This window comes from Paracoccus sp. (in: a-proteobacteria) (assembly GCF_030604785.1).
GTDB lineage: Bacteria > Pseudomonadota > Alphaproteobacteria > Rhodobacterales > Rhodobacteraceae > Paracoccus.
Genome location: NZ_JAUVVF010000046.1, coordinates 1 through 21,557, shown reverse-complemented (window position 1 = coordinate 21,557; position 21,557 = coordinate 1). Strand labels below are relative to the sequence as shown.

Below are 21,557 nucleotides of genomic sequence, written 5' to 3'. Positions count from 1 at the left end.
TCATCTGACCGTCGCCCAGACCGACGAGGCCGCCCCCGAGACCGAGGATCAGGCCGACCGTTGGGCACAGCTGAATGCCGGGGTGGACCTGTCGGCCGAAACGCTGGAGCGCATCGGCGAGATCGCCGCAGGGCAGGCCATGATCCACGGCATCATCGCCGAACTGGCCGAGACGCCCCTGCCCGAAATGATCGCGCAGACCATGCGCCAGCATCACGACGACCCGCGTCAGGCGCTGGCCGCGCTGCGCGCCACGGCGGAACAGATGATGGCGCGCCTGCGCGATCTGGCCCAGGCCGAGACGCAGGTCCTGTCGCAGATGACCGAATTGCAGCAGACCACGGCAGAGCTTCGCTCGCGCCCGGTCGAGACGCTGCTTCGGCCCTTTGCCGCGATGGTCGCCACCGAATCCCGCCAGCGCGGCCGCGAGGCGCGTCTGACCACGGCGGGTGACGGGCTGTCGCTGGACGTGGCGCTTCTGGACACGCTGAAGCGCGTGCTGCGCCCGCTGGTGCAGGCCCGGCTGGGCGATCTGGACGATGCCCCCCGGCGGATGCACCTGTCGGTGCGGCGCGGCGACGACCTGCTGCTGGTCACGCTGGAGGACGATGGCGGCACGCGGTCCGAGCCCGCGCGTCTGGCCCAGGCCGAGACCGAGCTGACCCGCGCGGGCGGCCAGCTGCGGTGCGTCACGCTGCCCGGCGGAGGGCTGCGCCATCATATCAGCCTGCCGATGAACCTGATCGTGCTGGAGGGCATGGTGGTCGGCGCAGGCGGAACGCGCTACGTCCTGCCGGTCGCGGCGATCCGGACGATCCTGCAACCGGACCCGGCCAACCTGGTCGAGGTCTCGGCCACGGGCGGAAGCCGATGGCTGCGGCTTGGCCAGGACGAGGTCGTGGCGATCCGCAGCCTGAACCCGGCCTCCGAGGAGCGCGCGGCGGCGGGCGAGGGCACGACGCGGGTGCATATCATCCTCAGCCACGAGGAAGGCAGCGTCGCCATCCCGGTCGACGAGCTGATCGGTCAGCAGCTTGTGCTGCTGCGGCCTCTGCGCGGGATGATGTCGCGGGTCCGCAAGGTGTCCGGCGTGGCGCTTCTGGCGGGCGGCGATGTCGGCATGGTGCTGTCGCCCCGCGCACTGCTGAACCTGCGTCAGGGCGGGGCCGAGACGGCGATGGCGCATGCCTGACCCTCTTGGCCGCCGGCAGGCATGAACGGCAAAGGCCCGCATCCTGGGATGCGGGCCTTTTGCTTGGCGGATCGGATGTCAGCGGGCTTGCCCTGACGGCAGAAACGGAAAAGCAGCGGCCGGGCCAGCCGCTGCCTCCGGAAGGCGTTCGCCTCCTACTGCCGGACGAGGCCGACAGATGACGGGTCACACCAGACCCAGCCCCTGATCAGAGCGGGTGGCCCGCATAAAGACGCTCGCCCACGCGGACCAGCAGACGCCCGCGCGAGTCGGTCCCCTCGTAGAGACCCTGAACGTGGATGTAGTCGGAGATCTTGATGGTGCGGACCATGGTAGTGCTCCTTGATGAGATTTATCCCACATTAGCCCAAGTCACGCCGCAGCGCCCGGCGGCAGAGGCATAGCGCACCCCATCCCTTTGGCGCCCCGCCGACCGATGCCCTATCCTTCCGACTAGAACAGCATCCTAATGCGATCATTGCCCCGTTCCGACGGGTGTGTGATCCTCTGGACAAGCGCGCGTGCAACGGCGCTCTCCTCGGGTGGTCTGGGCGATGCGATTTCAGTTCTACGTTCTTCTGGGCGGTTTTCTTGCCGCCATGGGCGCTGTCGGCATGGCGATCTGGATCTACAGTGCCGATGCGCGCGGGAAGATCGACCAGCTTGCCGCAGCGAATCGCGATGCCACGCAATGGTCCCTTGCCCAGGCCGAGGTCGAGCTGCTGGCCTTCCAGCTGGCCCTGGCCGAGGCCAGACATGCCCCTCCCGACCAGCGCGAGAATGCCATCAACAGCGTGCGCCAGCGCTTTGACATCTTCTTCTCGCGCATCGCCACCTTTCGCCGGGGAACCGTCAGCGAGGATCTGCGCAACGACAGCGTGACGAACGATCACATCAAGGAGGTCGAATCCTATCTGGCACGCACCGCCCTGACCATCGACGCCGACAACGAGCGGCTGGCCGCCGCCCTGCCCGCGCTGGAGGCCTCGACCGCGCGGATCAGGCCGTTGATGCGGACCATCTCGATGGACGGGGTGCGGCTTCTGGCGCGCAGTTCCGACGCGCAGCGCGAGCGCCTGTCGGGCGCGCTGACCGATCTGGCGTTGATCGTGCTGATCCTCTTTGCCGCGCTGGTGACGGCGGTGGTGGCGATGTCGGTGCTGTTTCATGCCTCGCGCCTTCAGGCAGAGCGCATCGCCAATGCCCGCAACCGCCTGCAGGCCGTCATCGGGACATCCATCGACGCCATCGTGGTGGCAGGCTCGAACGGGCGGATCATCGATTTCAACGGATCGGCCAGCCGCATCTACGGCTACAGTTCGCAAGTGGCCATCGGGGCGAATCTCATCGACCTTCTGGTCCCCGAGGATCAGCGCGCGCGCTGCCGGTCGCTGCTGCGGCGCCTGCGGACCGCGCCCAACGATCCCATCCGGCTGGACCCGATCGAGGCGACGGCGCGCCACAGCAGCGGGCGCGTCTTTCCGGTCGAGGTCGCGATCTCAAGCGCCATGAGCCAGCGCGGGCCGGTCATCGTGGCCTTCATCCGCGACATCTCGAACCGCGTGGCCGAACAGCAGGAACTGATCCGCGCCCGCGACCGGGCCGTGGCCGGGGAACGCGCCAAGGCGCGGATGCTGGCCGTCATGAGCCACGAGATGCGCACCCCGCTGAACGGCGTTCTGGGCACGCTGGAGCTGCTGAAGCTGACGCGGCTGAACAAGATGCAGCAGCATTATCTGGACGTGATGGAGCAATCGGGCCGGATGCTGCTGGGTCATGTGAACGACGTGCTGGAAGTGTCGCGCGGCGAGGCCGGTCAGATCAGCCTGGCCAATGCACCCTTCGATCCGGCAGACGTCGCCCAATCGGTCGTCAGCGCCCTCGGCGCGCAGGCCGGGCAGCGCGGGAACCGCCTGAATGTCAGGATGATCGGCCCGTCGTCCACCCTGCTGATGGGCGATCAGGGGCGACTGACGCAGGTCCTGATGAATCTGGTCGGCAATGCGATCAAGTTCACCGAGGCAGGGGACGTGACCCTGGAGGTCGAGCGCGGGCCCGCCCCCGGCGCGGTCGAGTTCCGCGTGATCGATACCGGCATCGGCATTCCCCCCGAGGATATCGACCGCATCTTCGACGAATTCGTGACGCTGGACAGCGCCTATAGCCGCGCGGTCGAGGGGACCGGGCTGGGCCTGCCCATCGTGCGCCGCCTCGTCAAGCTGATGGGTGGGCGCATCAAGGTCGAGAGCACGCCCGGCCAAGGCTCGGTCTTCCGGGTCAGCCTGACCCTGACCGAGGTGCGGGGGAACCAGATCGCATCCGACCGGCAACGCAGCCATGTCGTCGTCAGCGCCGATCCCGCAGGCAACAGCGGCGAGATCCTGGTGGTCGAGGACAATGCGATCAACCGGATGATCGCCCGCGACATGCTCACCCGTTCTGGCTACAGCGTGGTCGAGGCGCAGGACGGTCGCGAAGGCGTGGTGATGGCCTCGCAGAAGCGCTATCTGATGATCCTGATGGACATCTCCATGCCGCGCATGGACGGGATCGAGGCCACGCGAGAGATCAGGCGTTCGGGGCCGAACCGCGACACGCCCATCATCGCCCTGACCGCCCATGCCTTGCCCGAGGATCTGGCGCGGTTCGACGATGCCGGCATGAATGCAACGCTGACCAAGCCCCTGTCGATCGAGCGTCTGCGCGAACAGCTGGACACGGTCCTGGCGCTGAGCGCGCCGACCGTCCCTGCCCTGCCGGCACCATCCGCCAAGGAACCCGAAGTCGAGACACCCAGCATGCCAGCGACGCCCACCCCTCCGGCACAGGAGCCGGGCAAGGCCCGGCTGGAAGAGGCCCGGCGCAACCTGGCCGAGGCGATCGGCGAGGATGCCGCAGGTCTCATGGCCGCCCGTGCCCTGACGGAACTGGCCACCGGCCTGAACGAACTCTGCGCCCTGGTCGAGGACCACGAGCGCCATCCCGAACTCGGGGCACTGGCGCATCGCATGGCGGGAACGGCGGCTGTGATCGGCTTCACCGATCTGCATGCCCGGCTGGCCGAGATCGAGACCACCGCCAAGGCCTCGCGCCCCGGCCCGCGCGATGCTCTGGCCCTGTCGGACATGATCGAGCTGGCACGCCACGTCCTGAACGGCACCCGGCCCGAGCCGCAGGTCGCCGACGGAAAGCAGTGCCGCGTGGGTTGAACGGTCTGCTTCAGTTCACGAGGCGGCGATCCCGCGCGATCATGGCGGCCTGCGTCCGGTTGCGCGCGCCCAGCTTGCGGCACAACGTCTTGACGTGCAGCTTGATCGTGACCTCCTGCAGGTCCAGCTCGCGCGCGATGTCCTTGTTCGAACGGCCCTCGGTCAACCCGCGCAGCACCTGCATCTCGCGCATGGTCAGATCGCCGGTCGGCTTGGCATCGGCCTGTTCCAGAAAGCCGTAGGGCACGAACACGTCGCCGCCCGCGATGAACTGGATCGCGGCGGCCAGGGACTTGGCGCCCATGGTCTTGGGCAGGAAGCCCCGCGCGCCCGCCTCGATCGCGTCCCGCGCGACCGAGGGCGAGGCCGTGCCCGACAGGATCGCCACCGGCCGCCCCTGCATCGCGTTGCGGATGCGCGCCAGCCCGTTCAGGCCGTCCATGCCGGGCATGTCGTAATCCAGCAGAACCAGATCAAAGGCGTCGGGCGCCTGCGCGATGGCGCTTTCGGCCTGATCGACGGTCCCGACTTCGGCAATGTCCGACAGGCCCTGTGCCTTCAGAAACATGACCAGGGTTTCCCGGATCAGGTCATGATCGTCGGCCACCAGAATTCTCATCATGCCCCCTTTGGAAGAAGCCGGTTACACCCGGCTGCTCCGAACATATTCGTGTTTGCAGCTAAAGAGCAGTTCAAAGACCATCGACTATTCACAAATGCCATAACCTGCCGAGCGTAGGTTATTGGTGTCTATACGAAAGTATACGTTACCATACCAAGTAACCGATGCAAGAATTTCATCGCCATGCGACATTGCGGCACAATCTGTTTCCGCATGCCCGGGTGATCCATGTATCGACTTTCGACTCCTCTCGCCATGGCCACCGCGCTGTTTTTCTGCGCGAACGGCGCCATTGCCTCGCCGCTGCTGACCGTCACGCTTGGCGACGAGACGCGCGAATACGACATCCCGGCGCTGCAGGAACTGGGCGCGGTCGAGATGGCGACAACCACGATCTGGACCGAGGGTGTGCAGAAGTTCACCGGCGTTCCACTGGCCTCGGTCCTGAATGACGCGGGCATCACCGAGGGCAGCGTGACCGCCACGGCGATCAACGAATATTCCATCGACATTCCCGTATCCGAGATCACCGAGGAATATCCAATCATCGCCTTTCACCTTGACGGAGAGCCGATGTCGGTCCGCGACAAGGGTCCCTTCTGGATCGTCTATCCCTTCGATGCGGCGCCCGAATGGCGCAGCGAGGTGAACTTCTCGCGCAGCATCTGGCAGCTTGATCGGCTTCAGCCCTCCGATTGATCGCTGCTTCGTCCCAACCATCCGACATCAGGGCATCGAAGGCCGCCCCAGAAGCTGCGCCCGACCCCGATCAACATCTCCTGCGCCGCGCCCCCCCAAAGGCGCGGCGTCCTGTTTTGGCAGCGGGCGTCCCGACGGAACGGGGCGCGGGGCTGCGACGTTTCACATGCTGCGCCGGGCCAAGGCCGGGCGTCACGGGGGTATCGCAAGGGGGGCATCTCGGAGCATGCACGGCGCGGACGAACGTCTGGCCCGTCCGGGACAGAATTGCTGGCGCATCGAACGGTCTGGACGCTTCACGGTGATCCGGGACGGCGATGCCTATTTCACCGCCGTCCGCCAGGCCATGGCGCAGGCCCGCCGCAGCATCCTGCTGATCGGTTGGGATTTCGACGCGCGCATAACCCTGGGCGACCCGGCGGGTGATGGCGGCCCCGCCCGGCTGGGCGATTTCGTCCTCTGGCTGGCGCGCAGCCGGCCCGACCTGCATATCCGCCTGCTGCGATGGGATACTGGCGCCTTCAAGTCGCTGTTCCGGGGCACGACCCTGCTGACGATCCTGCGCTGGAAGCTGCATCCACGCATCACGCTGCGCCTTGACGGGCATCACCCGCTGGCCAGTTCGCACCACCAGAAGATCGTGGTGATCGACGATTGCCTCGCCTTCTGCGGCGGCATCGACATGACCGAGGGCCGGTGGGACACGCCCGAGCACCGCGACGAAGAGCCCCGCCGCACCGACCCGGCGGGCCGCCCGGTCAAGCCCTGGCATGACGCGACCACGGCCTTTGACGGCCCCGCCGCGCGCGCGCTTGGCGATCTGGCGCGCGAACGCTGGCGCATCGCAACGGGCGAGCAGCTTCCTCCCGTCACCGACATCCGCGATTGCTGGCCCGACACGCTGGACCCCACCTTCCGGGGGGCGGCGCTGGCCATCGCCCGCACGCGCCCCGCCATGAAGGCGGTCGAGCCGATCCACGAGATCGAGCAATTGTCGATCGACCTGATCGGCCGGGCCCGTCATTTCATCTACGCCGAAAGCCAGTATTTCGCCTCGCGCAAGATCGCGCAGGCCATCGCGCAGCGCCTGACGCGGCCCGACCCGCCCGAGATCGTGGTGGTCAACCCGGTCAGCGCGCAGGGCTGGCTGGAACCTCTGGCGATGGACACGGCACGCGCCCGGCTGGTCGAGGCGCTGCGGGCGCTGGACAGCCAAGGCCGGTTCCGCATCTATCATCCCGTGACCGAGGCCGGGTCCGAGATCTATGTCCATGCCAAGCTGATGATCGTGGACGATCTGTGGCTGCGGGTTGGATCGTCCAACATCAACAACCGCTCGATGCGGTTGGACAGCGAATGCGACGTGCTGGTGGCGGCGGATCGCGAGGACCGGGCCGAGGACCGGCAGCGCATCGCCGACCTGCGCCACCTGCTTCTGGCCGAGCATCTGGGTCTGCCCGTCGAAAGGATCCCGCAGCTGATCGAGGACCATGGCGGGCTGATCCCGATGATCGAGGCGACGCGGCGGCCCCCCGGCGGGGGCCGAAGCCTCGTGTCCTATGAGCTGCCCGAGATGAGCGGGTTCGAGGAATGGCTGGCCGAGAACGAGATCCTCGACCCCAACGGCGCCGACCGCATCTTCGAGCCGCTGAGCAAGCGCAGCCTCTTTCGCGGCTGGCGCTGGCCGAGGCCGCGCAGGTGGCGCCGAAATTAGTCTGCCGGCCCGCGCGGCCGGGCTTGCAAGGCCGCTGCGACGGCTTATCTTGACCGGCGGCCGGACCCGTCCCGGCCTCTGGCGAATTTCCATGCATGTCCCGACCCCGCCCCTGACCCTGCTGCGCCGCGCCTGCCTTGCGCTGGCGGTGCTGCTGGCGCTCTCGGCGCCGGGCGAAAGGCTGCCTGACAGGCTGGCGGGACCGGATCACGACCTGCTGACCGACCGGGTGTTGCTGGTCGCCTCGGCCCTGCCCGACCGCTTGGCCCCGCAGCCGGGGCATGAGGGCGATCCCGCCACGCTGGCCGCATTCCGGGCCGATCCGCGGCGGGATGCGCAGAGCCGAGCCGCGCGCCTCGCGCGGACAGGACCCCCGCTTCGCGCTGCCGCGCGGGTAGAAGGCCATGGCGCCCGCGCGCCCCCGATGGATGCCGACAGGATCTGAGACGCCCGACAGGGCAATCCTTTCGTTGCAGACATCAAGGACAAGACGATGACCGACAAGACCGGCCCCGAGACGGCGGCCCGGACCACGCCCGATGGCGGCGCGTTCCAGACGCTGATGCACTGGCTGCTGCTGACCGCGATCATGACCGCCCTGATCGGCGGTGCGGCCTGGCTGTTCTAGGCTATAGCACGCTAATGCGAGAGGCTGCGCGCCAGCGCGGCCTCGATCGCATCGCGCTCCATCCTTTCGCCCAGAAAATCGAGGATCTCGGCGACGTAGTCCGCGCCCTCGGAATAGCGCTCGTATCGGATCGTGAAGCATTCCGCGGGATGGGCGGCCGCGTAGTCGGCGAACAGATCCTCGGCTCCGCGCAGCTGCGCGATGACCTCGTGTCGCGGCTGCTGCGCCCACCAGCCCGACCGCGCCACCGCGTCCCGATCGCGTGTCTGGAACAGGAACCGCGTGCGGGGAAAGCTGTCGCGCAGCACGTCCAGATAGGTGGCGAAGAAATCCGGGTCCTCGTGAAAGCGGATCTCCTTGAAGCCGCTGACGCGGCAGCCGGGCCCCGGTCGCAGCACCTCGCGCGAGAAGACGTCCATCAGACCGCGGCGCAGCGCATCGGGATCGACGAGTTCGGCCCCCGCCCAGGGGTCGTGTGGCTGACCCACGAGGGGCGCCAGATAATCGCTGCGCCGCTCGGGCGGCAGGGCGGCATCCCGCCGGCGCAGCGCGAACATCTCGTGATGGCCCACCAGGTCGCAGGCCCGTGCCAGATACCAGGCCAGATTGCCGTTCTCGCCCCGGATCTGATAGCCGGGCAACGTGTTCAGAAGGCTCTGCGTCAGGGTCGATCCCGAGCGGCCATAGGTGACGATGAAGACATGGGCCTCAGGCAGATCGCCGGGTTCAGGGCTGTTCTGGATCATCGGGCCTCCTTCGGTTCATGGCAGAGGGTTTGCCCCGAAGGGCGTCAAGCCGTAGGTTGTCCCGTCGCGACAACCTGCTACAACACGAGGATATCCCGAAAGCGAGACGATGAAAGCCGAACCGATCCCCGCCACCCCTCCCGGACAGGGACGACAGCCCACCGAGAAGACGGCCGAGGATATCGCCGACATGGTTCGTGCGGCGGCAACCGTGTCCGAGATGTTCGCAGCCGCGCTGAAGGCGATCGATCCCGATCTTGCCTTCACGCATTGGAACCTGCTCAGCCTGCTGCGAAGCGAGGGGCCGATGCGACCGTTTCAGGCGGCGGCAAGGCTGCGGGTGTCACGACAGCTGGTCTTTCAGACCGCCAAGAAGCTGGGGCGGCTGGACTATGTGTTCTTCAGTTCCGAAGAGGATCGCCGCGCGGTGACGATCACCTTGTCGCCCAAGGCTGAAGCGATGCTGGTTCGCATGGACGAAAGCCTCGCCTCAATTGCCTTGGGCCTGAACGAGCGCGCACCGGGCGCGGCCCTGAGACCGCTGCGCAACGTGCTGGCGTTCATCGCGAACGGGTTGAACAGGGAAGTCCACGATTCCGTAGGCCGCTAGAACGCCCCATTATCAACATACCGATCGTTCAAGCGATTTGCCGGCTTTCACTCCGACGCCTTTTGTTGTCAAGCGCCAGAAACCGCTCAAAGCTTTCACTGGCAGCGTGACCCAAATCGGCAAAATCACCGCCAACTTTATCCCGCAGCCAAGCTACCGCCTCGTCGCAGACTTCGGTCAACTCATTGAGCGAGGTCATGTCCTGTTCTCGGGCTTGGCGGGATGGGAACTCTACCCCCAGCAGCTTTTCCGCCCAGAGAATGTCTTCCTGTCGTAGCGCAGACGCCGATTGATAGAGGTCGGGATGAATCGATAGCTTCCGCCCGCCGAAACCACGAATCCATTTTCTGACTTTTCGCCACTCTGCCGGGCGACGATTGTTTGCTACACGCCAGCGGTTCATTGCGAAGATCAATGAAAGAGCCTCGTAGGTAATGCTCTCATTCGTGTTTTGAACATCAGTCGGCGCCACATCCAGCCCGACGCGGTGAAAAAAGTCCTGAACAGCGCAGCCGTTAATTAAACTAGCCCTATCGAAATAGACAGGCTGAAACTTGGCAGGCAATTCCTGATACTTTTTAAGAATGCGCCGATAGTGCGGGATGAGGCTGGAGGCGTCAGAGAACGATGTGCCGCCCGTCTTGATCCGCTGCTGCAGAAGGCTTTCCATAGCGCTGTGAGGTGCACGGATGTAGCAGATTATTGTTATATCGTCATGCGGAACGAGGCTCAGTAGGTCTCGAACCTCAGAGAGGTCAAGGTTCTCGAAACCTTCGGCAGATACAATCACCGAACGATCCGCGTTATCGGCGAAAAAACTCTTAAAGTGATTAAGCGCCGACTGCTTTCTTTTGCGAAAGTGATCGACCGTGTCGCGACTGGGGATTGCCATCTTCCTCATGGCGGATTTTTCGGGATCCTCGAAGGCGATCCGCAAAGCATCGCTTACGTTGGCCCGCGGTGCGAGCATCAAGGCGTACTTTTCCGGGTCCAAGTGCTTTTCCAGTGTCGCCTGGATAGATGATGACCCGGTTTTGCGCATACCCACATGGAGAATACATTGGCTCATTGCGTTAACCCCTGTCACCAGCCGCCCGATATCAGCAACGCTGCGCAAGAAACGAGAATTTCGCCGCTTCTTGCGCAGCAGCACTTTTTGAAGTTTGCCGAGCGACTAACCTTGAAAAAGGCTCTATCCGCCGCTAGGCCCAGACACGTCTCATTGCACTGAACGGCAACAATTACATTGTCCCCTACTTCTGGACGACTGTGAATCCTTTCGCTTCCAGACGGCGCAGCACCTTACGCGCGGTACGCATCATATCGGTTTTGTCGGCCTGCCAAGCAGCATTGGCCTCTTCACCAGAAGGCTCTTCAGTAGCATCTGCTTCCTCGGCGCCTTCCACAGCTTTGGCAGGACGCTTCGTTACAGCCCAGATCGCGCGAGCAAGCGCGCGGGCGGGCTCGCGATTCTCGGCGGCGACAGTGGTCTCTTCTTCAGTCATTACAGTCACTCCTTCAACTGTTAGAGACGAATGACACTACTCGGGCGCAACGGCATTTAAGTAGCGTTGCTTTACTATCTACCATTATATTTCAACAATCAATAGCAATCAGAGGGCCGGAGGCCGCCGCCACAACGTTCACGCCGCCATTTCCGGCAGGGACCGCGCGCGCAGGCGGCGGTGCGTCAGGGAGACGGCGTTGAACAAGGCCTCGTCCAGGCGGTTCATCGCGCGGATCCGATCAAGCTGCGCCTCGGTCGGGCGCTCGGCATTCGCTGCTACCTCTTCGGTGGTGCGGCGATGCTCTGCCTCGGCCTCGGGCATCCGCAACAAGTGCGACAGGATCGCGTGCGACAACGCCATCTCCTCGAGCAGGCCGATATAGTCGAAGCGCGACAGGATCCATGGAACGATCTCGGCGGGATCGCCATCCCGCACCCCGGCCAGGAAGAAGACCGTCTTGTTGCGCACGGCCGGACTGCCCTCGATATAGGCGTCCAGATCCGGGAAATCGGCGAGCTGCTTTTCCCAATGCGCATGGGCGGGGGTGCGCGAATAGCGGAAATCCGAGATCACGCGGCGCACGGGCTCTCGGACGAAGGTGAACAGCCGCGCATTCGGGCTGCGCGACAGCAGCAGATCGACATCCGACTTCCACAGATGCCCCGAGACGGAGCGTAGCGGAACGCCGTTCCGCTCCAGCGGCGCGTTGGCCGCCATATCGCGGTATTGAGCCCGAAGCGGCTGGTCCGCGGCGCGGTCGGCGGCGATGTTGGTATAGGGCGCGGCATGCGCCGACAGCGCCGCCGTGATCGAGCTTCCCGCTGTCTTGGGAACGTGCTGGAAGATCCACAGGCCGTCATGGGCGCTGTGATGGGCCAGATAACGCTGCCAGCTTGGCGGCCTCAGCTTGTCGAACTTCATGTCTCTCTCCGGTCCGGTTGCGCGGCGGGGCGCGGTGGTCGTCAAGTCCGGCTGACAGGCCGTTACACGGCCGCGGCCTGGGTCGTGCGGAAATCGTCTCGATGGGACAGCAGAACCTCGCGGACATGCTCGTAGAGCACGAAGTCCTTTTGGTTGTGGTGGCGGATCATCTCGGACAGGGCGGGTGTCACCTCGACCTTGTTCACCTCGCTCGCCACGGTCTTGCGCTTGTGCTCCTGCGGCCACAGGCCGTCGACCCCGATCAGCCGGAAGATGATGTTGAAAGACATCGGATACATTTCCAGAAGCCCGATAAAGTCATGGCGCTGTCCCACGCGGTCGCGGATCTCGTCGTCGCTCATCTCGGATGCCGCGTCGCCCAGCAGATAGCGCGCCATGCTGTTCTGGTTGCGCGGCGCCTCGACATAGCTTTCGACGGTCGGATAACGCTCGATGAAGTCGCGATAGGGCGGATGGGCGGGCGTTCGCTGATAGCGGTAATCCGAGATCACCCGCGCCTGGGGCTCGCGCAGGAAGGTGACGACGCGCGTCTCGGGGTGGGCTTCGCGGATGCGCTCGACCAGATCGATGGACAGATGCCCCGAGGCGGACCGGAAGCGCCGCGTCTCGGCGCTGGACAGAAAGCGCGCGGTCGCGGCGGCGAAGGCGTCGCCGTAAGGGGTGTCGCGATCCTCGTAATCGATGAAGATGTTGAAATAGGGACCGCTATGCTTGGCCAGCTCCGCCGAAAAGGACGAGCCTGCGGTTTTCGGGATGTGCTGGAAGAACCAGAGCGTTCCGTCATCACCCTTGTTGCGATCGATGAAATCGTTCAGCGACATGGTTTCGAGGTCGGAAAATGACATGGAACCGCTCCTTCAGGCTCTGATCTTGGTCCACGCATCGTGAAACCCCGCCATGTCCAGCGGCGGTTCGATGCGGGCGATGTGTTCGGCAAGGATCTCGGGGCGGTCGTGGACCGACAGGATCGCGGCGGCCAGGGCGGCAGGGTCGCCGACCGGGAATTGCACGCCCCAACCATGGGTCTTTTCCGCCATGCCCCCGATATCCGATGCGATCATCGGCGTGCCGGCCGCCCGCGCCTCCTGGATGACGACGGGCGAGTTCTCCCACCAGATCGAGGGGATGATGATCCAGCCGAAGCGCTGCATGATCGAGACGCAATCCTGCGGCCGATAGCGGCCGCGGAACTGCATCCATTCGGGGGGCTTCAGACCCGGCCACAGCGCCGCAAAGCCCTCGGCGGTCACACCGTAGACTTCCAGCGTGATCGGCGTGGCAGGCGGGGCGGCCTCGATCAGTTCGGCCGCGCGGACCAGGATGTTCAGCCCCTTGGTCGGCGTCGCCTGCCCGAAGAAGGCGAAGCGGCGGCTGCGCTGCAGCAGGCTTTCGGGCGTCCGTACGGGCAGCGTGTCCAGATGGTCCAGCCCGTTCTCGATAACCGAGATGCGCCCGGCCGGCACGCCCCAGGCCTCGAACCGGTCGGCCAGGAAGCGGCTGGGCGAGAGCAGCACGTCGAACAGGTCCAGCAACTCGGCCATGCGGGCGCGGCGCAGCGCGAAATCGACCGGCGGGCGGTTCAGGCAGGCCGCGCAGGCGACATCGGAAGCCGCATGGCACAATTCGCCCGAGGTCTTGAGCATCTGGCCGTGATTGGCGCAGATCGCGGTCATCTCGTGCAGGGTGCAGATCATCTGCGCCTCGGGGCGCAGGCCGCGCAGGCGCCGGATCGTGCCTGCGCCGATGTTCCAGAAATGATGGAAGTGATACACGTCGCCCTGCAGCGAAGCGAGGAAGTCCAGGACCCAGTCCTCGTCCTCGATGCGCGGATGCTCCATCGAGAAGCTGTCCATGCCCATGCCGCGCATGCAGAAATCGCGCTCGGAAAAGCCGAGGACGCGCTGGCCGGGACCGAAGAAGCGCGCGGCGTCCTCAGGGCCGATGGTCGAGCCGACGAACCAGGCATCCTCGTCCTGCGACAGCAGGTGCTGGAACTGGCGATAGGCCGCGACCTCGCCACCGCCATAGCGCAGGGCCGGGTGTGAATGGGATACGATCACGATGCGGGTCATGCGGCCTCGGTCAGCAGAAGGGCCGAACGGCCGTCGAATTCGTGCCAGCCCATGCCCTCGATCAGGCTCTGGCAGAAGGGGCCGCGATTGCCAGCAAGGAAGCCTTGGGCGGGGGCGGCGACAATGCGGGCCTCGTCCTGCGCCAGTGCCTTCAGCGCCAGCGCGCGCCAGCCCGCCTCGGGGGTGAGATAGGCGGAGGGCAGGGCAAAGGGCGCGAGCAGCGCGGCGGCGCTGCCGCAGCAGGCAAAGGGCGGGCGGTCGGCGGCGAAGCGTCGGCGCAGGGCGGCCTCGTCCCCGCCACCGGGCAGCGCCGCCATCGGGTCCAGCGTGGCGATCAGCAGCGTCCGGTCGGCGGGCGCCAGCAACGCCTCGGGGTCCAGATGGAAGAGGACCGAGGACCGCGCGAAGATCGCCAGCCCCTCATGCCCGTCGGGCGCGGGCGGGGTCAGCGCGCAACCCGCAAGCGTCAGGGGCGATGCGGCCTCGCGCGCGGCGCCGCGCAGCGCCTGATCCAGCGCCTCGGTCAGGGCGGGCCGCAGCAGGTGGACGGCCAGAGGCCGGTCAAGCACGGCGGTGACGCGGCGCAGAACGTCGCGCAGGTCGATGTCGTTCAGATCGTGATCCAGCACCAAGAGGACCGGCGCCTCCGGATCGACCTCGGCCGCGACCACCGGCAGTGCCGGAGCCTCGGCGGGCAGCGCGTTGCGATGCAGACGGCGCGCCAGGGCCTGATCCTCGAGCCCCTGCCCCGTTTCCAGGATCACGCGCGCGATCTCGGCGGGCTGGGCCAGGTCCAAGGGGTGCAGATGGCCGGAATGGTCCAGATGGCCCGGCGGCATCAGCAGCAGGCGCGGCTGCGCCTTGGGTGTCTGCGGCAGACGGAAGGACGCGGCCCAGCCATCGCGCCCGCCAAAGGCGTAGCGCGGCGCGAAGCCCGCCAGATCGGGGCGCGGCAGGCAGGCCTGCATCAGATCGACCGGCGCGATCCGCCCGTCGCAGATGACCAGCGCGCTGAGCCTCTCAGCCTGCCGGGACGCGCCGAGGAACCAGCCGGTCGCGACGCCCTGCCCGTCGGGCCCGATCAGGCCGCGGTCGATGCTCAGCGCGTGATCGGCGCTTTCGCGTTCCAGCCGGGGCGCGGCCATGATGCGGTTCACCACCTTGCGCGCGATCGGCTGGCCGGGCGCGGGGATCTCGCCCCGCGCGACCATGCGGACATACGAGAAGAAGGTCTCGTCCACGCCGATCTCGACCATCTTGGCGATGTCCGAGGCCAGCCGGTCGTCGGTGATGGGCACGTATTCCTTGCCCATCCCCAGAAACAGATCCTCGGAGGGATCGTTGGCGCCGGGCTCCTGCGACAGGTCGAACAGAGCCAGAAAGCCCATCGGCGACAGCGACCGCAGGTCGCGGCGCGGAAAGCGCCGCAACAGCACCGGCTGCACCGAGGCATGGCCCGCATGCAGCACGATATCGGGCTGGGGCCGGGGCGACCAGCCCGCGGCCAGGACCCTGTCGGCGGCGACGGAAAAACAGAAATCGAGATGCAGTTTCAGGTCCACAAGGTCGTCCGTTCACGAAGGGGCGCGGCGGTCTCAGACCACCGTCAGCGCGAGACTCTCGAAGGAAAAGCGCAGCGGCGGCTGGCGCAGGTGGATGATGACGCGGCGGCCGGTCACACCCTTGGCGCTTGGCGGCAGGACCAGGCTGCACAGCGATTCCCGGTGCGCGCCCAGCACCCATTCCTGATGCAGGCTGTCGGCGATGCTGCCATCGGCCTTGAACTCGCGCAGGAAGACATCGGCGATGGCGGGGGCGGGAAAGGACGCGCGGGCATCCAGATAGCAGGTCTGCTCGTCGTCGGTCTGGGGCAGCTGGCCCTCGATCGTCATCCAGGTCATGCCCGAATTGCGGAATTCCAGGCCCAGCCCGTCCTCGGCCTGCGCGAATTCGGCGCGCGCATCGCCGGGGATGCAGATGCCGACCTTGGGGGCCAGGGCGTTGTAGCCCTCGTCCAGCAGCATCTTGGGTTTGCCGTCGAGACAGCGCCCTGCCTCGGCAACAAGATTGGTGCGCTGCTGCTGAAGGCTCATCAGCACGGCAGCGGCAGCTTCAAAGCTGCGAACGGCGCAATCGTAAATGGTCGGCATCTGGTCAATCCGTTCAGGTCAGGTGGAGGGAACGAGGCTGCCGGGCGGCAACCGGAGGGGAAAGGGGCAGACGTTCCTGCAGCCAGCCGCGCAGGGTCGCGGTCGCGTCGCGCCAGGTGCGGCTGTGGCCGGCCGTCCGGGCGCTGATCTCGGCCAGCAGATCGCGGTCGCGGTCCAAGGCCAGGATGCGGTCGATGATGTGGCGTTCGCATTCGTCCTGGGGAACGATGAAGCCCGTCCGGCCCTCGTCGATCGCCTCGTGCAGGGCGCCAGCCTCGGCGGCCAGCACGACGACGCCGCAACGCTGCGCCTCGAGAACCGACAGCGGCAGCCCCTCGAAATAGGACGGCAGGACCAGGATGTCGGTCTGCGTCAAGAGCCGCGTCAGCGCCTCGGGGCCGAGCACCGGGCCGAGAAAGCGGACCTGCGGCGGCCAGCTCAGCTGCTGGCCCTGATCCTCGACCACGGCACGCCCTGCGATGGTCAGGTCGATCTGCGGCAGCCTTTCGGCCAGCACGTTGTAGATCGTGCAAAGCCTGCGGATGCCCTTTTGCCGGTCGAACCGCCCCAGGAACAGCACCCGCAGGGGCGCCCGGCGGCCATGCGGATTGCCGCGGAAGCCGGTGATGCAGCGCTGCTCGGCGGGGCTCATCGGATAGCCCGGCGCATTGGGCACGGCGATCAGCTTCTCGGCCGGGATGCCGTTGCCGTGCATCCACAGCCGCAGCGTCTCGGAGCAGGTCAGGAACAGGTCATAGGCCTGCTCATAGGCAAGGGCCAGATGCGGGGGGCCGTAGCCGCGGCCATAGGTGCTCTGTTCGACCAGATGCTCGTGGTCGATCATCAGGACGCCGCGCCGCCGCAGCCCGTCGGCCACCTTGTGCAGGGCCGCCGAATGGGCGTTGATCACCGCATCCATCGAGGCCAGCAGCCCCATCAGGTCGGGCGCCTGCATCCCCTCGCCCCAGGCAGGCTCGGCCGTGCCGAGATATTCCTCGCCGCTCCAGTCCAGCGCATCGGCATCGGGCAGCCAGTTCACGGTCGAGAAGGGCTCCAGCGCCCACGGCTCGGCATGGACCGGGCGGTCGCTGATGACGAACAGGTGCAGCCGGTAGCCCTCGGCGCGCAATTCGCGGGCGATGTTGGCGGCGACCTTCTCGACGCCGCCGAAGCTGAAGATCGGCAACACGATGCCGATGTCACGCACATCGTCATGCTTCAGCAGCGGCATGGCGATGCCGCCCTCGACCGCGCCGCGCGGGATCTGGACGACGCGCTCGCGCCGGATCGCGCCGCCGGGGGCGCGCCAGTTCCATTCCTGCGTCAGCGCCCCGCGCCACGGGCTGCGTGCCAGCGACAGAAGGGCCGCGCGCATGATCTCGGCGGCGCTGGTGCTGCCGCCGCTTTCGGGCAACCAATGCGGGCAGCGGATCGACCAGCTTTCCGTTTCGCAAGGCAGGGGCAGGCTGTCGAGACGGCGCAGCCAATCCTCATCGGGGTCGCGCACCATCCGCTCCAGCGCCGAGATGGACAGGCAGATCGCATCGGCCGGGCGTTCGGGATTGCCGCCATCGGTGACCAGCGACAGGCTGCCGTCATCGCTATGGTCCAGAAAGAACAGCTCCATGTCGCGGCCCGATCGCTCGACGCGGCGCTCACAGGTCCACAGCATCGCGTGGATCAGGCGCATGCTGGTCAGATGCTCGGCCACGCCCTCGCGCAGGAACACCAGATAGACAGGCGCATGGTTGGCATGGGGATCGGCCAGATGCGCCATGATCATGCGCTCCAGCGCGCGCCAGTCGCTGCCCCTGGGCTCCAGCGGATCCACGCACAGCGTCACCTTGCGCGCCTCGCCCTCGATCAGGGCGAAGCGGGGGAACCGCTCGGCCTCCAGCGCGACCAGCTTGGGCAGGCGGTAGAGCCAGTCATGCTTGCGGTGCAGATAGCGGCGCAGTTCGTCATCCTGCGCATGGGACCGGCTGAGCATGCTGACGGGGCGCTTGCGGTAATGCAGCAGCGGCTGGCGCGCCGAACGGCCCTGAAAGCCCAGACGGGCGGCCTGAAGCCAGAAATCCCAATCCTCGTAGCCCTGCCGCATTTCTTCGTCGAAGCGCACGCCCGCATCCAGAACCCGGCGCCGGATCAGGCTGCCGGCATCGCAAGGATTGGCCTCGGCGGCCAGAAGCAGGTCGAATTTGGGCTCGGTGATGTATTGGCCGTTCTGGCCGAAGAAATCGAATTCGGGATAGAACCAGTCGGCCTCTTTCCAGCCCGACAGCAGATGGCCCATCCGCGCGCCCGCCCCCTCGGCCAGCATGTTGTCGGCATCCAGCAGGAAGATCGCGTCAAGATCGGGGTCCAGCTCCAGCGCCGCCGCGATCCCCCGGTTGCGCGCCCGGCTGAGACCGCCATTCTCGGTATGCAGCACCATCATCGAGACGCCCAGCAGCGCCTGCCACGAGGCCAGCGCGCGGCGCGTCTCGTCATGCGCGCAGCCGTCCTCGACCACGATCAGGCGGCGGATCACCCCGGCCTCCAGTTCGCGTTCGACCGAGGCGATGGCATCGTCGATCAGCACCGGATGCCCCTTGACGGGGATGATGACCGTCACATGCCAGGCGCGGGCGGGGGTCATTCCTCGGCCTCGTCCAAGGGGGCGCCGGTGACGACCCGCAGGCCCCGGAACAGCGCCCAGCTGAGGTCGTTCGGCCCGTCATGGGCCAGCGAGGCGGCCAGGAAAATGTCGGCGCGGTCGCGGATCGGCTCGGACGGGACGCAATGCGCCTGTGCCCAGCCAAGCGCGGGCAGGCCGTGGACCCAGGGACCGATGCGGCCCTGCCAGAAGCCGTCGCGCCCGACGAGCCCGGCCGGGGCCACGCCCACGGCAAGGTTCAGGTTCGGCGCCTGGGGATGGCCCACCGTCACGACGGCGGTGATGTGGCTCAGCCTGGGCAGCGCCACGTCGCGCAGAACCGCGCAGACCGGGCCGCTGCGCGAGGGATGGACCATGATCGCATCCTCGTTCTCCCAGTAATCGGCGGTGACGTAATCGGTGGCCGAGGCGGGCTTGGCGAACAGTTCCGGCTCGGGCAATTCGCCCGCCGACAGGAACCGCGCATGGCGGCCGTCGCCCAAGGGCGAATGCAGGACCAGCGGCTCGTCCGGCAGCGAGGCGCCCGCGACCGCCTTCCAGACGCGCAGCGCCAGCACCATGTCGTTGTCGAAGCCGTCGCCCTTGGCGGCAAAGCGCGGATCGGGCACACGCGGACCCATCCCCACCGCCAGACGCGCCGCCCCCGTATAGCGCAGCATCAGCGAGCAATTGCGCGGATCGCCCGGCAGGGGCGCATCCAGCAGATAGCGCACCCAGCCCGACCGCGTCTCCTGGCCGCCATAGGCCTCGGTCATCTCCAGCGTCTCGCCATTGGCGTCGATCACGGCGACGGTAAGGCCCAGATCGCGGTTGCGCGGCAGGTCGGGCAGCCACAGATCGACCGCCGTGATGCTGACCGCGTCGATGGGCAGGCGCTGAAGCAGCACGGTGTCGCGCGTCATGTGGCCGATCACGCCGGTCGGTTCCCAGGACAGGATGCGCGCGATCTGCGGCTCGCCCAGGGCATAGAGAAAGCTCTCGATGGCGCGGAAGCGTGTCTTGTCGGACTGCCCCTCGCGGCGCAGCATCGCCGAGGCGGCGCGCATCTCGCCCAGCTCACGCTCGGCTGCCAGCATCCGCTGGCTGAGCAGACCGAACAGGTTCTGGCTGGCACGTTCCGGCGAGGCGGGATCGACCTCGATCACCGGCAGATCGGCAAGGCCCCGTTCGCGCAGCCGTAGGCGCCAGCCGGGCGCGTTCATGGGCGAGACCAGAGCCGCCAGACAGGACCGGCCCGGCGCGGGCGCGGGTTCCTCGCCGCCCTCGGCGTCGGCCAGAATGACCATGCCATCGGGCAGAAGATTGCGGCAATCGGCAGGAATATCGGGATCGACGAACAGCGCGTAATTCTGACCTTCGGCACCCATCACAGACCGACCTTTCCAATCAACAAGCCTGTCCCGGAACCGGACAGGGCGGGGGCCTGACGACACTTTCGCCGGGGCGCACCCGGCCCAAGCCTTATGTCTGTGCCAATGCTCCGTCAACCAAAACAACACTGCTCAGTTCAGTTTATTTTCAGCTGTTACAAGAGTGAACGGTATAGTTTTTACATGACACAAAGATCACGGCCCCGACCGATTCCCAAGGGGTCAGTCGGGGCCGTTGCGCCAAGGGCACCACAGGTGATGGAGGATGCCCGGCAAACACCCGTCAGTGAGTGAAAGCCGGGCAGAATCGGAACGAATCGCGCTTCAGCGGCCGCCGCGATAGCGGGCCAGCGCGGCGCGCACGCCGTCCTGCCGCAACCGGTCGAGCTGCGCGGCAAAGGCGGCGCGCAGCGTCGCATCGGCGCCAAGATCACCGAAGACCGCGACATTGGCCAGGAAGGCGGCCGGATCGTCCTGCGCGGCGATTGCGTGGTGGCGCAGCGTCTCGTGGGCGTCGTCATTCGGCGCGATGGGCTGGCCTTCCTCGGTCATGCCCTCGCAATAGCGGCACCACAGCGCGACCTCCAGCGCCAGACCGTCGACCGGCAGGCCCGCTGCCAGCCGGTCGCGCAGCGTCGGCAGGATGAACTTGGGCTGCCGGTTCGACCCGTCCAGGCACAGGCGCCGGATCGTGTCGCCGATCCGGGGATTCGAGAACCGGCTGACGATCAGCTCGAGATAGGCGCCGTAATCCACGCCGGGAATGGGGGCGAGGGTCGGGATGATCTCGCGCGTCTCCAGCGCGACCAGCCAGTCGCGGATATCGGCGTCGGCCATCGCGTCATGCACGAAGTGATGCCCCAGCAGCGCAGAGGCATAGGCGATCGCCGCATGGCCGCCATTGAGGATGCGCAGCTTCATCAGCTCGTGCCGCGCCACATCCTCGACGAATTCGACGCCCACCTTTTCCAGCGCGGGGCGGCCTTGGGGAAAGCGGTCCTCCAGAACCCATTGCCGGAACGGCTCGCAGACGACGGGTGCGGCATCCTCGATCCCGAAGGTGTCACGCACCAAGGCCCTCTCGCGGTCGCTGGTCGCGGGGGTGATGCAATCGACCATCGAGTTCGGAAAGGCCATATGCGTCTCGATCCAGTCGGCCAGCGCCGGATCGGAGAGCCGGGCAAGGCCGGTCAGGGTGCAGGCCGCGACATGACCGTTCTCGGGCAGGTTGTCGCACGATAGCACCGTGAAGGGCGCAAGCCCCCCCGCCCTGCGCGCGCGGATCGCCGCCAGCATCATGCCAAAGACCGTGCGCGGCGCATCGGGATGGGCCGCGTCATGGCGGATCTCGGGATGCGCGGCGTCGAAGCCGTCGGTCAGTGCATCGACGAAATAGCCGCCCTCGGTGATGGTCAGCGAGACGATGCGGATTCGCGGGT

Annotated in this window: 20 protein-coding genes; 7 read left to right on the top strand and 13 right to left on the bottom strand. The window is 66.6% G+C overall.

Annotated features, from left to right (window positions below):
* Positions 1–1,192 (top strand): chemotaxis protein CheW (locus QAR72_RS13585; RefSeq protein ID WP_304617920.1); only part of this gene is annotated, 1,192 nt, incomplete at its 5' end.
* Between the two features lie 208 nt (positions 1,193–1,400).
* On the opposite strand, the gene QAR72_RS13580 is transcribed toward QAR72_RS13585, so the two are convergent.
* Positions 1,401–1,523 carry a hypothetical protein gene (locus QAR72_RS13580; protein ID WP_304617919.1) on the bottom strand — a complete coding sequence of 41 codons (123 nt, stop codon included), beginning with the start codon at positions 1,521–1,523 and terminating at the stop codon, positions 1,401–1,403.
* 223 nt (positions 1,524–1,746) lie between these two features.
* Here QAR72_RS13580 and QAR72_RS13575 point away from each other — a divergent pair, with 223 nt between their 5' ends.
* Positions 1,747–4,401: a hybrid sensor histidine kinase/response regulator gene (locus QAR72_RS13575; RefSeq protein WP_304617918.1), complete on the top strand. Its 2,655-nt coding sequence runs from the start codon at positions 1,747–1,749 to the stop codon at positions 4,399–4,401.
* 10 nt (positions 4,402–4,411) lie between these two features.
* Here the strand turns inward: QAR72_RS13575 and QAR72_RS13570 are convergent, their stop codons facing one another.
* Positions 4,412–5,020 carry a response regulator transcription factor gene (locus QAR72_RS13570; protein WP_304617917.1) on the bottom strand — a complete coding sequence of 203 codons (609 nt, stop codon included), beginning with the start codon at positions 5,018–5,020 and terminating at the stop codon, positions 4,412–4,414.
* A 231-nt stretch (positions 5,021–5,251) separates the two neighbouring features.
* Here QAR72_RS13570 and QAR72_RS13565 point away from each other — a divergent pair, with 231 nt between their 5' ends.
* The 4 genes from QAR72_RS13565 (at position 5,252) to QAR72_RS13550 (ending at position 8,064) form a co-directional block, all read left to right on the top strand.
* Positions 5,252–5,722, top strand: a complete 471-nt coding sequence (locus QAR72_RS13565) for a molybdopterin-dependent oxidoreductase (protein ID WP_304617916.1) — start codon at positions 5,252–5,254, stop codon at positions 5,720–5,722.
* A gap of 226 nt (positions 5,723–5,948) precedes the next feature.
* A complete protein-coding gene (locus QAR72_RS13560) occupies positions 5,949–7,436 on the top strand; it encodes a phospholipase D-like domain-containing protein (protein WP_304617915.1) in 1,488 nt (495 codons plus the stop codon).
* Positions 7,437–7,527: 91 nt separating this feature from the next.
* Entirely contained in the window at positions 7,528–7,881 is a 354-nt protein-coding gene (locus QAR72_RS13555) for a hypothetical protein (protein ID WP_304617914.1), read from the top strand.
* A 48-nt stretch (positions 7,882–7,929) separates the two neighbouring features.
* Positions 7,930–8,064, top strand: a complete 135-nt coding sequence (locus tag QAR72_RS13550; protein ID WP_304617913.1) for a hypothetical protein — start codon at positions 7,930–7,932, stop codon at positions 8,062–8,064.
* A gap of 11 nt (positions 8,065–8,075) precedes the next feature.
* On the opposite strand, the gene QAR72_RS13545 is transcribed toward QAR72_RS13550, so the two are convergent.
* Positions 8,076–8,810 carry a sulfotransferase gene (locus QAR72_RS13545; protein WP_304617912.1) on the bottom strand — a complete coding sequence of 245 codons (735 nt, stop codon included), beginning with the start codon at positions 8,808–8,810 and terminating at the stop codon, positions 8,076–8,078.
* A 109-nt stretch (positions 8,811–8,919) separates the two neighbouring features.
* On the opposite strand from QAR72_RS13545, the gene QAR72_RS13540 reads away from it, so the two are divergent.
* Positions 8,920–9,420 (top strand): MarR family winged helix-turn-helix transcriptional regulator, encoded by a 501-nt coding sequence (locus QAR72_RS13540; RefSeq protein WP_304617911.1) that lies wholly within the window; start codon positions 8,920–8,922, stop codon positions 9,418–9,420.
* A 28-nt stretch (positions 9,421–9,448) separates the two neighbouring features.
* Here the strand turns inward: QAR72_RS13540 and QAR72_RS13535 are convergent, their stop codons facing one another.
* The 10 genes from QAR72_RS13535 to QAR72_RS13490 all read right to left on the bottom strand — a co-directional run.
* Positions 9,449–10,573, bottom strand: a complete 1,125-nt coding sequence (locus tag QAR72_RS13535) for a hypothetical protein (protein WP_304617910.1) — start codon at positions 10,571–10,573, stop codon at positions 9,449–9,451.
* 100 nt (positions 10,574–10,673) lie between these two features.
* Complete coding sequence (locus QAR72_RS13530) at positions 10,674–10,925, bottom strand: hypothetical protein (RefSeq protein WP_304617909.1); 252 nt, start codon at positions 10,923–10,925, stop codon at positions 10,674–10,676.
* Positions 10,926–11,063: 138 nt separating this feature from the next.
* A complete protein-coding gene (locus QAR72_RS13525) occupies positions 11,064–11,849 on the bottom strand; it encodes a sulfotransferase family 2 domain-containing protein (RefSeq protein ID WP_304617908.1) in 786 nt (261 codons plus the stop codon).
* A gap of 62 nt (positions 11,850–11,911) precedes the next feature.
* Positions 11,912–12,715, bottom strand: a complete 804-nt coding sequence (locus QAR72_RS13520; RefSeq protein ID WP_304617907.1) for a sulfotransferase family 2 domain-containing protein — start codon at positions 12,713–12,715, stop codon at positions 11,912–11,914.
* A gap of 12 nt (positions 12,716–12,727) precedes the next feature.
* On the bottom strand, positions 12,728–13,942 hold the full coding sequence (locus QAR72_RS13515) for a glycosyltransferase (RefSeq protein ID WP_304617906.1): 1,215 nt from the start codon (positions 13,940–13,942) through the stop codon (positions 12,728–12,730).
* A complete protein-coding gene (locus QAR72_RS13510) occupies positions 13,939–15,504 on the bottom strand; it encodes a hypothetical protein (RefSeq protein ID WP_304617905.1) in 1,566 nt (521 codons plus the stop codon). The genes QAR72_RS13515 and QAR72_RS13510 overlap by 4 nt, the downstream gene beginning before the upstream one ends.
* 33 nt (positions 15,505–15,537) lie before the next feature.
* Positions 15,538–16,092 (bottom strand): hypothetical protein, encoded by a 555-nt coding sequence (locus QAR72_RS13505; protein ID WP_304617904.1) that lies wholly within the window; start codon positions 16,090–16,092, stop codon positions 15,538–15,540.
* Positions 16,093–16,105: 13 nt separating this feature from the next.
* A complete protein-coding gene (locus QAR72_RS13500) occupies positions 16,106–18,730 on the bottom strand; it encodes a glycosyltransferase (protein ID WP_304617903.1) in 2,625 nt (874 codons plus the stop codon).
* Complete coding sequence (locus tag QAR72_RS13495) at positions 18,727–20,115, bottom strand: DUF6212 domain-containing protein (protein ID WP_304617902.1); 1,389 nt, start codon at positions 20,113–20,115, stop codon at positions 18,727–18,729. The genes QAR72_RS13500 and QAR72_RS13495 overlap by 4 nt, the downstream gene beginning before the upstream one ends.
* A 327-nt stretch (positions 20,116–20,442) precedes the next feature.
* Positions 20,443–21,557, bottom strand: a 1,115-nt coding sequence (locus tag QAR72_RS13490; protein ID WP_304617901.1) for a mannitol dehydrogenase family protein, incomplete at its 5' end; no start/stop codon positions are given.

What these genes read in the sequence shown, in the direction of transcription:
- QAR72_RS13580 (WP_304617919.1), bottom strand. Translation starts at nt 1,523, where the DNA reads ATGGTCCGCACCATCAAGATCTCCGACTACATCCACGTTCAGGGTCTC.
- QAR72_RS13575 (WP_304617918.1), top strand. Translation starts at nt 1,747, where the DNA reads ATGCGATTTCAGTTCTACGTTCTTCTGGGCGGTTTTCTTGCCGCCATG.
- QAR72_RS13570 (WP_304617917.1), bottom strand. Translation starts at nt 5,020, where the DNA reads ATGAGAATTCTGGTGGCCGACGATCATGACCTGATCCGGGAAACCCTG.
- QAR72_RS13565 (WP_304617916.1), top strand. Translation starts at nt 5,252, where the DNA reads ATGTATCGACTTTCGACTCCTCTCGCCATGGCCACCGCGCTGTTTTTC.
- QAR72_RS13560 (WP_304617915.1), top strand. Translation starts at nt 5,949, where the DNA reads ATGCACGGCGCGGACGAACGTCTGGCCCGTCCGGGACAGAATTGCTGG.
- QAR72_RS13555 (WP_304617914.1), top strand. Translation starts at nt 7,528, where the DNA reads ATGCATGTCCCGACCCCGCCCCTGACCCTGCTGCGCCGCGCCTGCCTT.
- QAR72_RS13550 (WP_304617913.1), top strand. Translation starts at nt 7,930, where the DNA reads ATGACCGACAAGACCGGCCCCGAGACGGCGGCCCGGACCACGCCCGAT.
- QAR72_RS13545 (WP_304617912.1), bottom strand. Translation starts at nt 8,810, where the DNA reads ATGATCCAGAACAGCCCTGAACCCGGCGATCTGCCTGAGGCCCATGTC.
- QAR72_RS13540 (WP_304617911.1), top strand. Translation starts at nt 8,920, where the DNA reads ATGAAAGCCGAACCGATCCCCGCCACCCCTCCCGGACAGGGACGACAG.
- QAR72_RS13530 (WP_304617909.1), bottom strand. Translation starts at nt 10,925, where the DNA reads ATGACTGAAGAAGAGACCACTGTCGCCGCCGAGAATCGCGAGCCCGCC.
- QAR72_RS13525 (WP_304617908.1), bottom strand. Translation starts at nt 11,849, where the DNA reads ATGAAGTTCGACAAGCTGAGGCCGCCAAGCTGGCAGCGTTATCTGGCC.
- QAR72_RS13520 (WP_304617907.1), bottom strand. Translation starts at nt 12,715, where the DNA reads ATGTCATTTTCCGACCTCGAAACCATGTCGCTGAACGATTTCATCGAT.
- QAR72_RS13515 (WP_304617906.1), bottom strand. Translation starts at nt 13,942, where the DNA reads ATGACCCGCATCGTGATCGTATCCCATTCACACCCGGCCCTGCGCTAT.
- QAR72_RS13505 (WP_304617904.1), bottom strand. Translation starts at nt 16,092, where the DNA reads ATGCCGACCATTTACGATTGCGCCGTTCGCAGCTTTGAAGCTGCCGCT.
- QAR72_RS13500 (WP_304617903.1), bottom strand. Translation starts at nt 18,730, where the DNA reads ATGACCCCCGCCCGCGCCTGGCATGTGACGGTCATCATCCCCGTCAAG.
- QAR72_RS13495 (WP_304617902.1), bottom strand. Translation starts at nt 20,115, where the DNA reads ATGGGTGCCGAAGGTCAGAATTACGCGCTGTTCGTCGATCCCGATATT.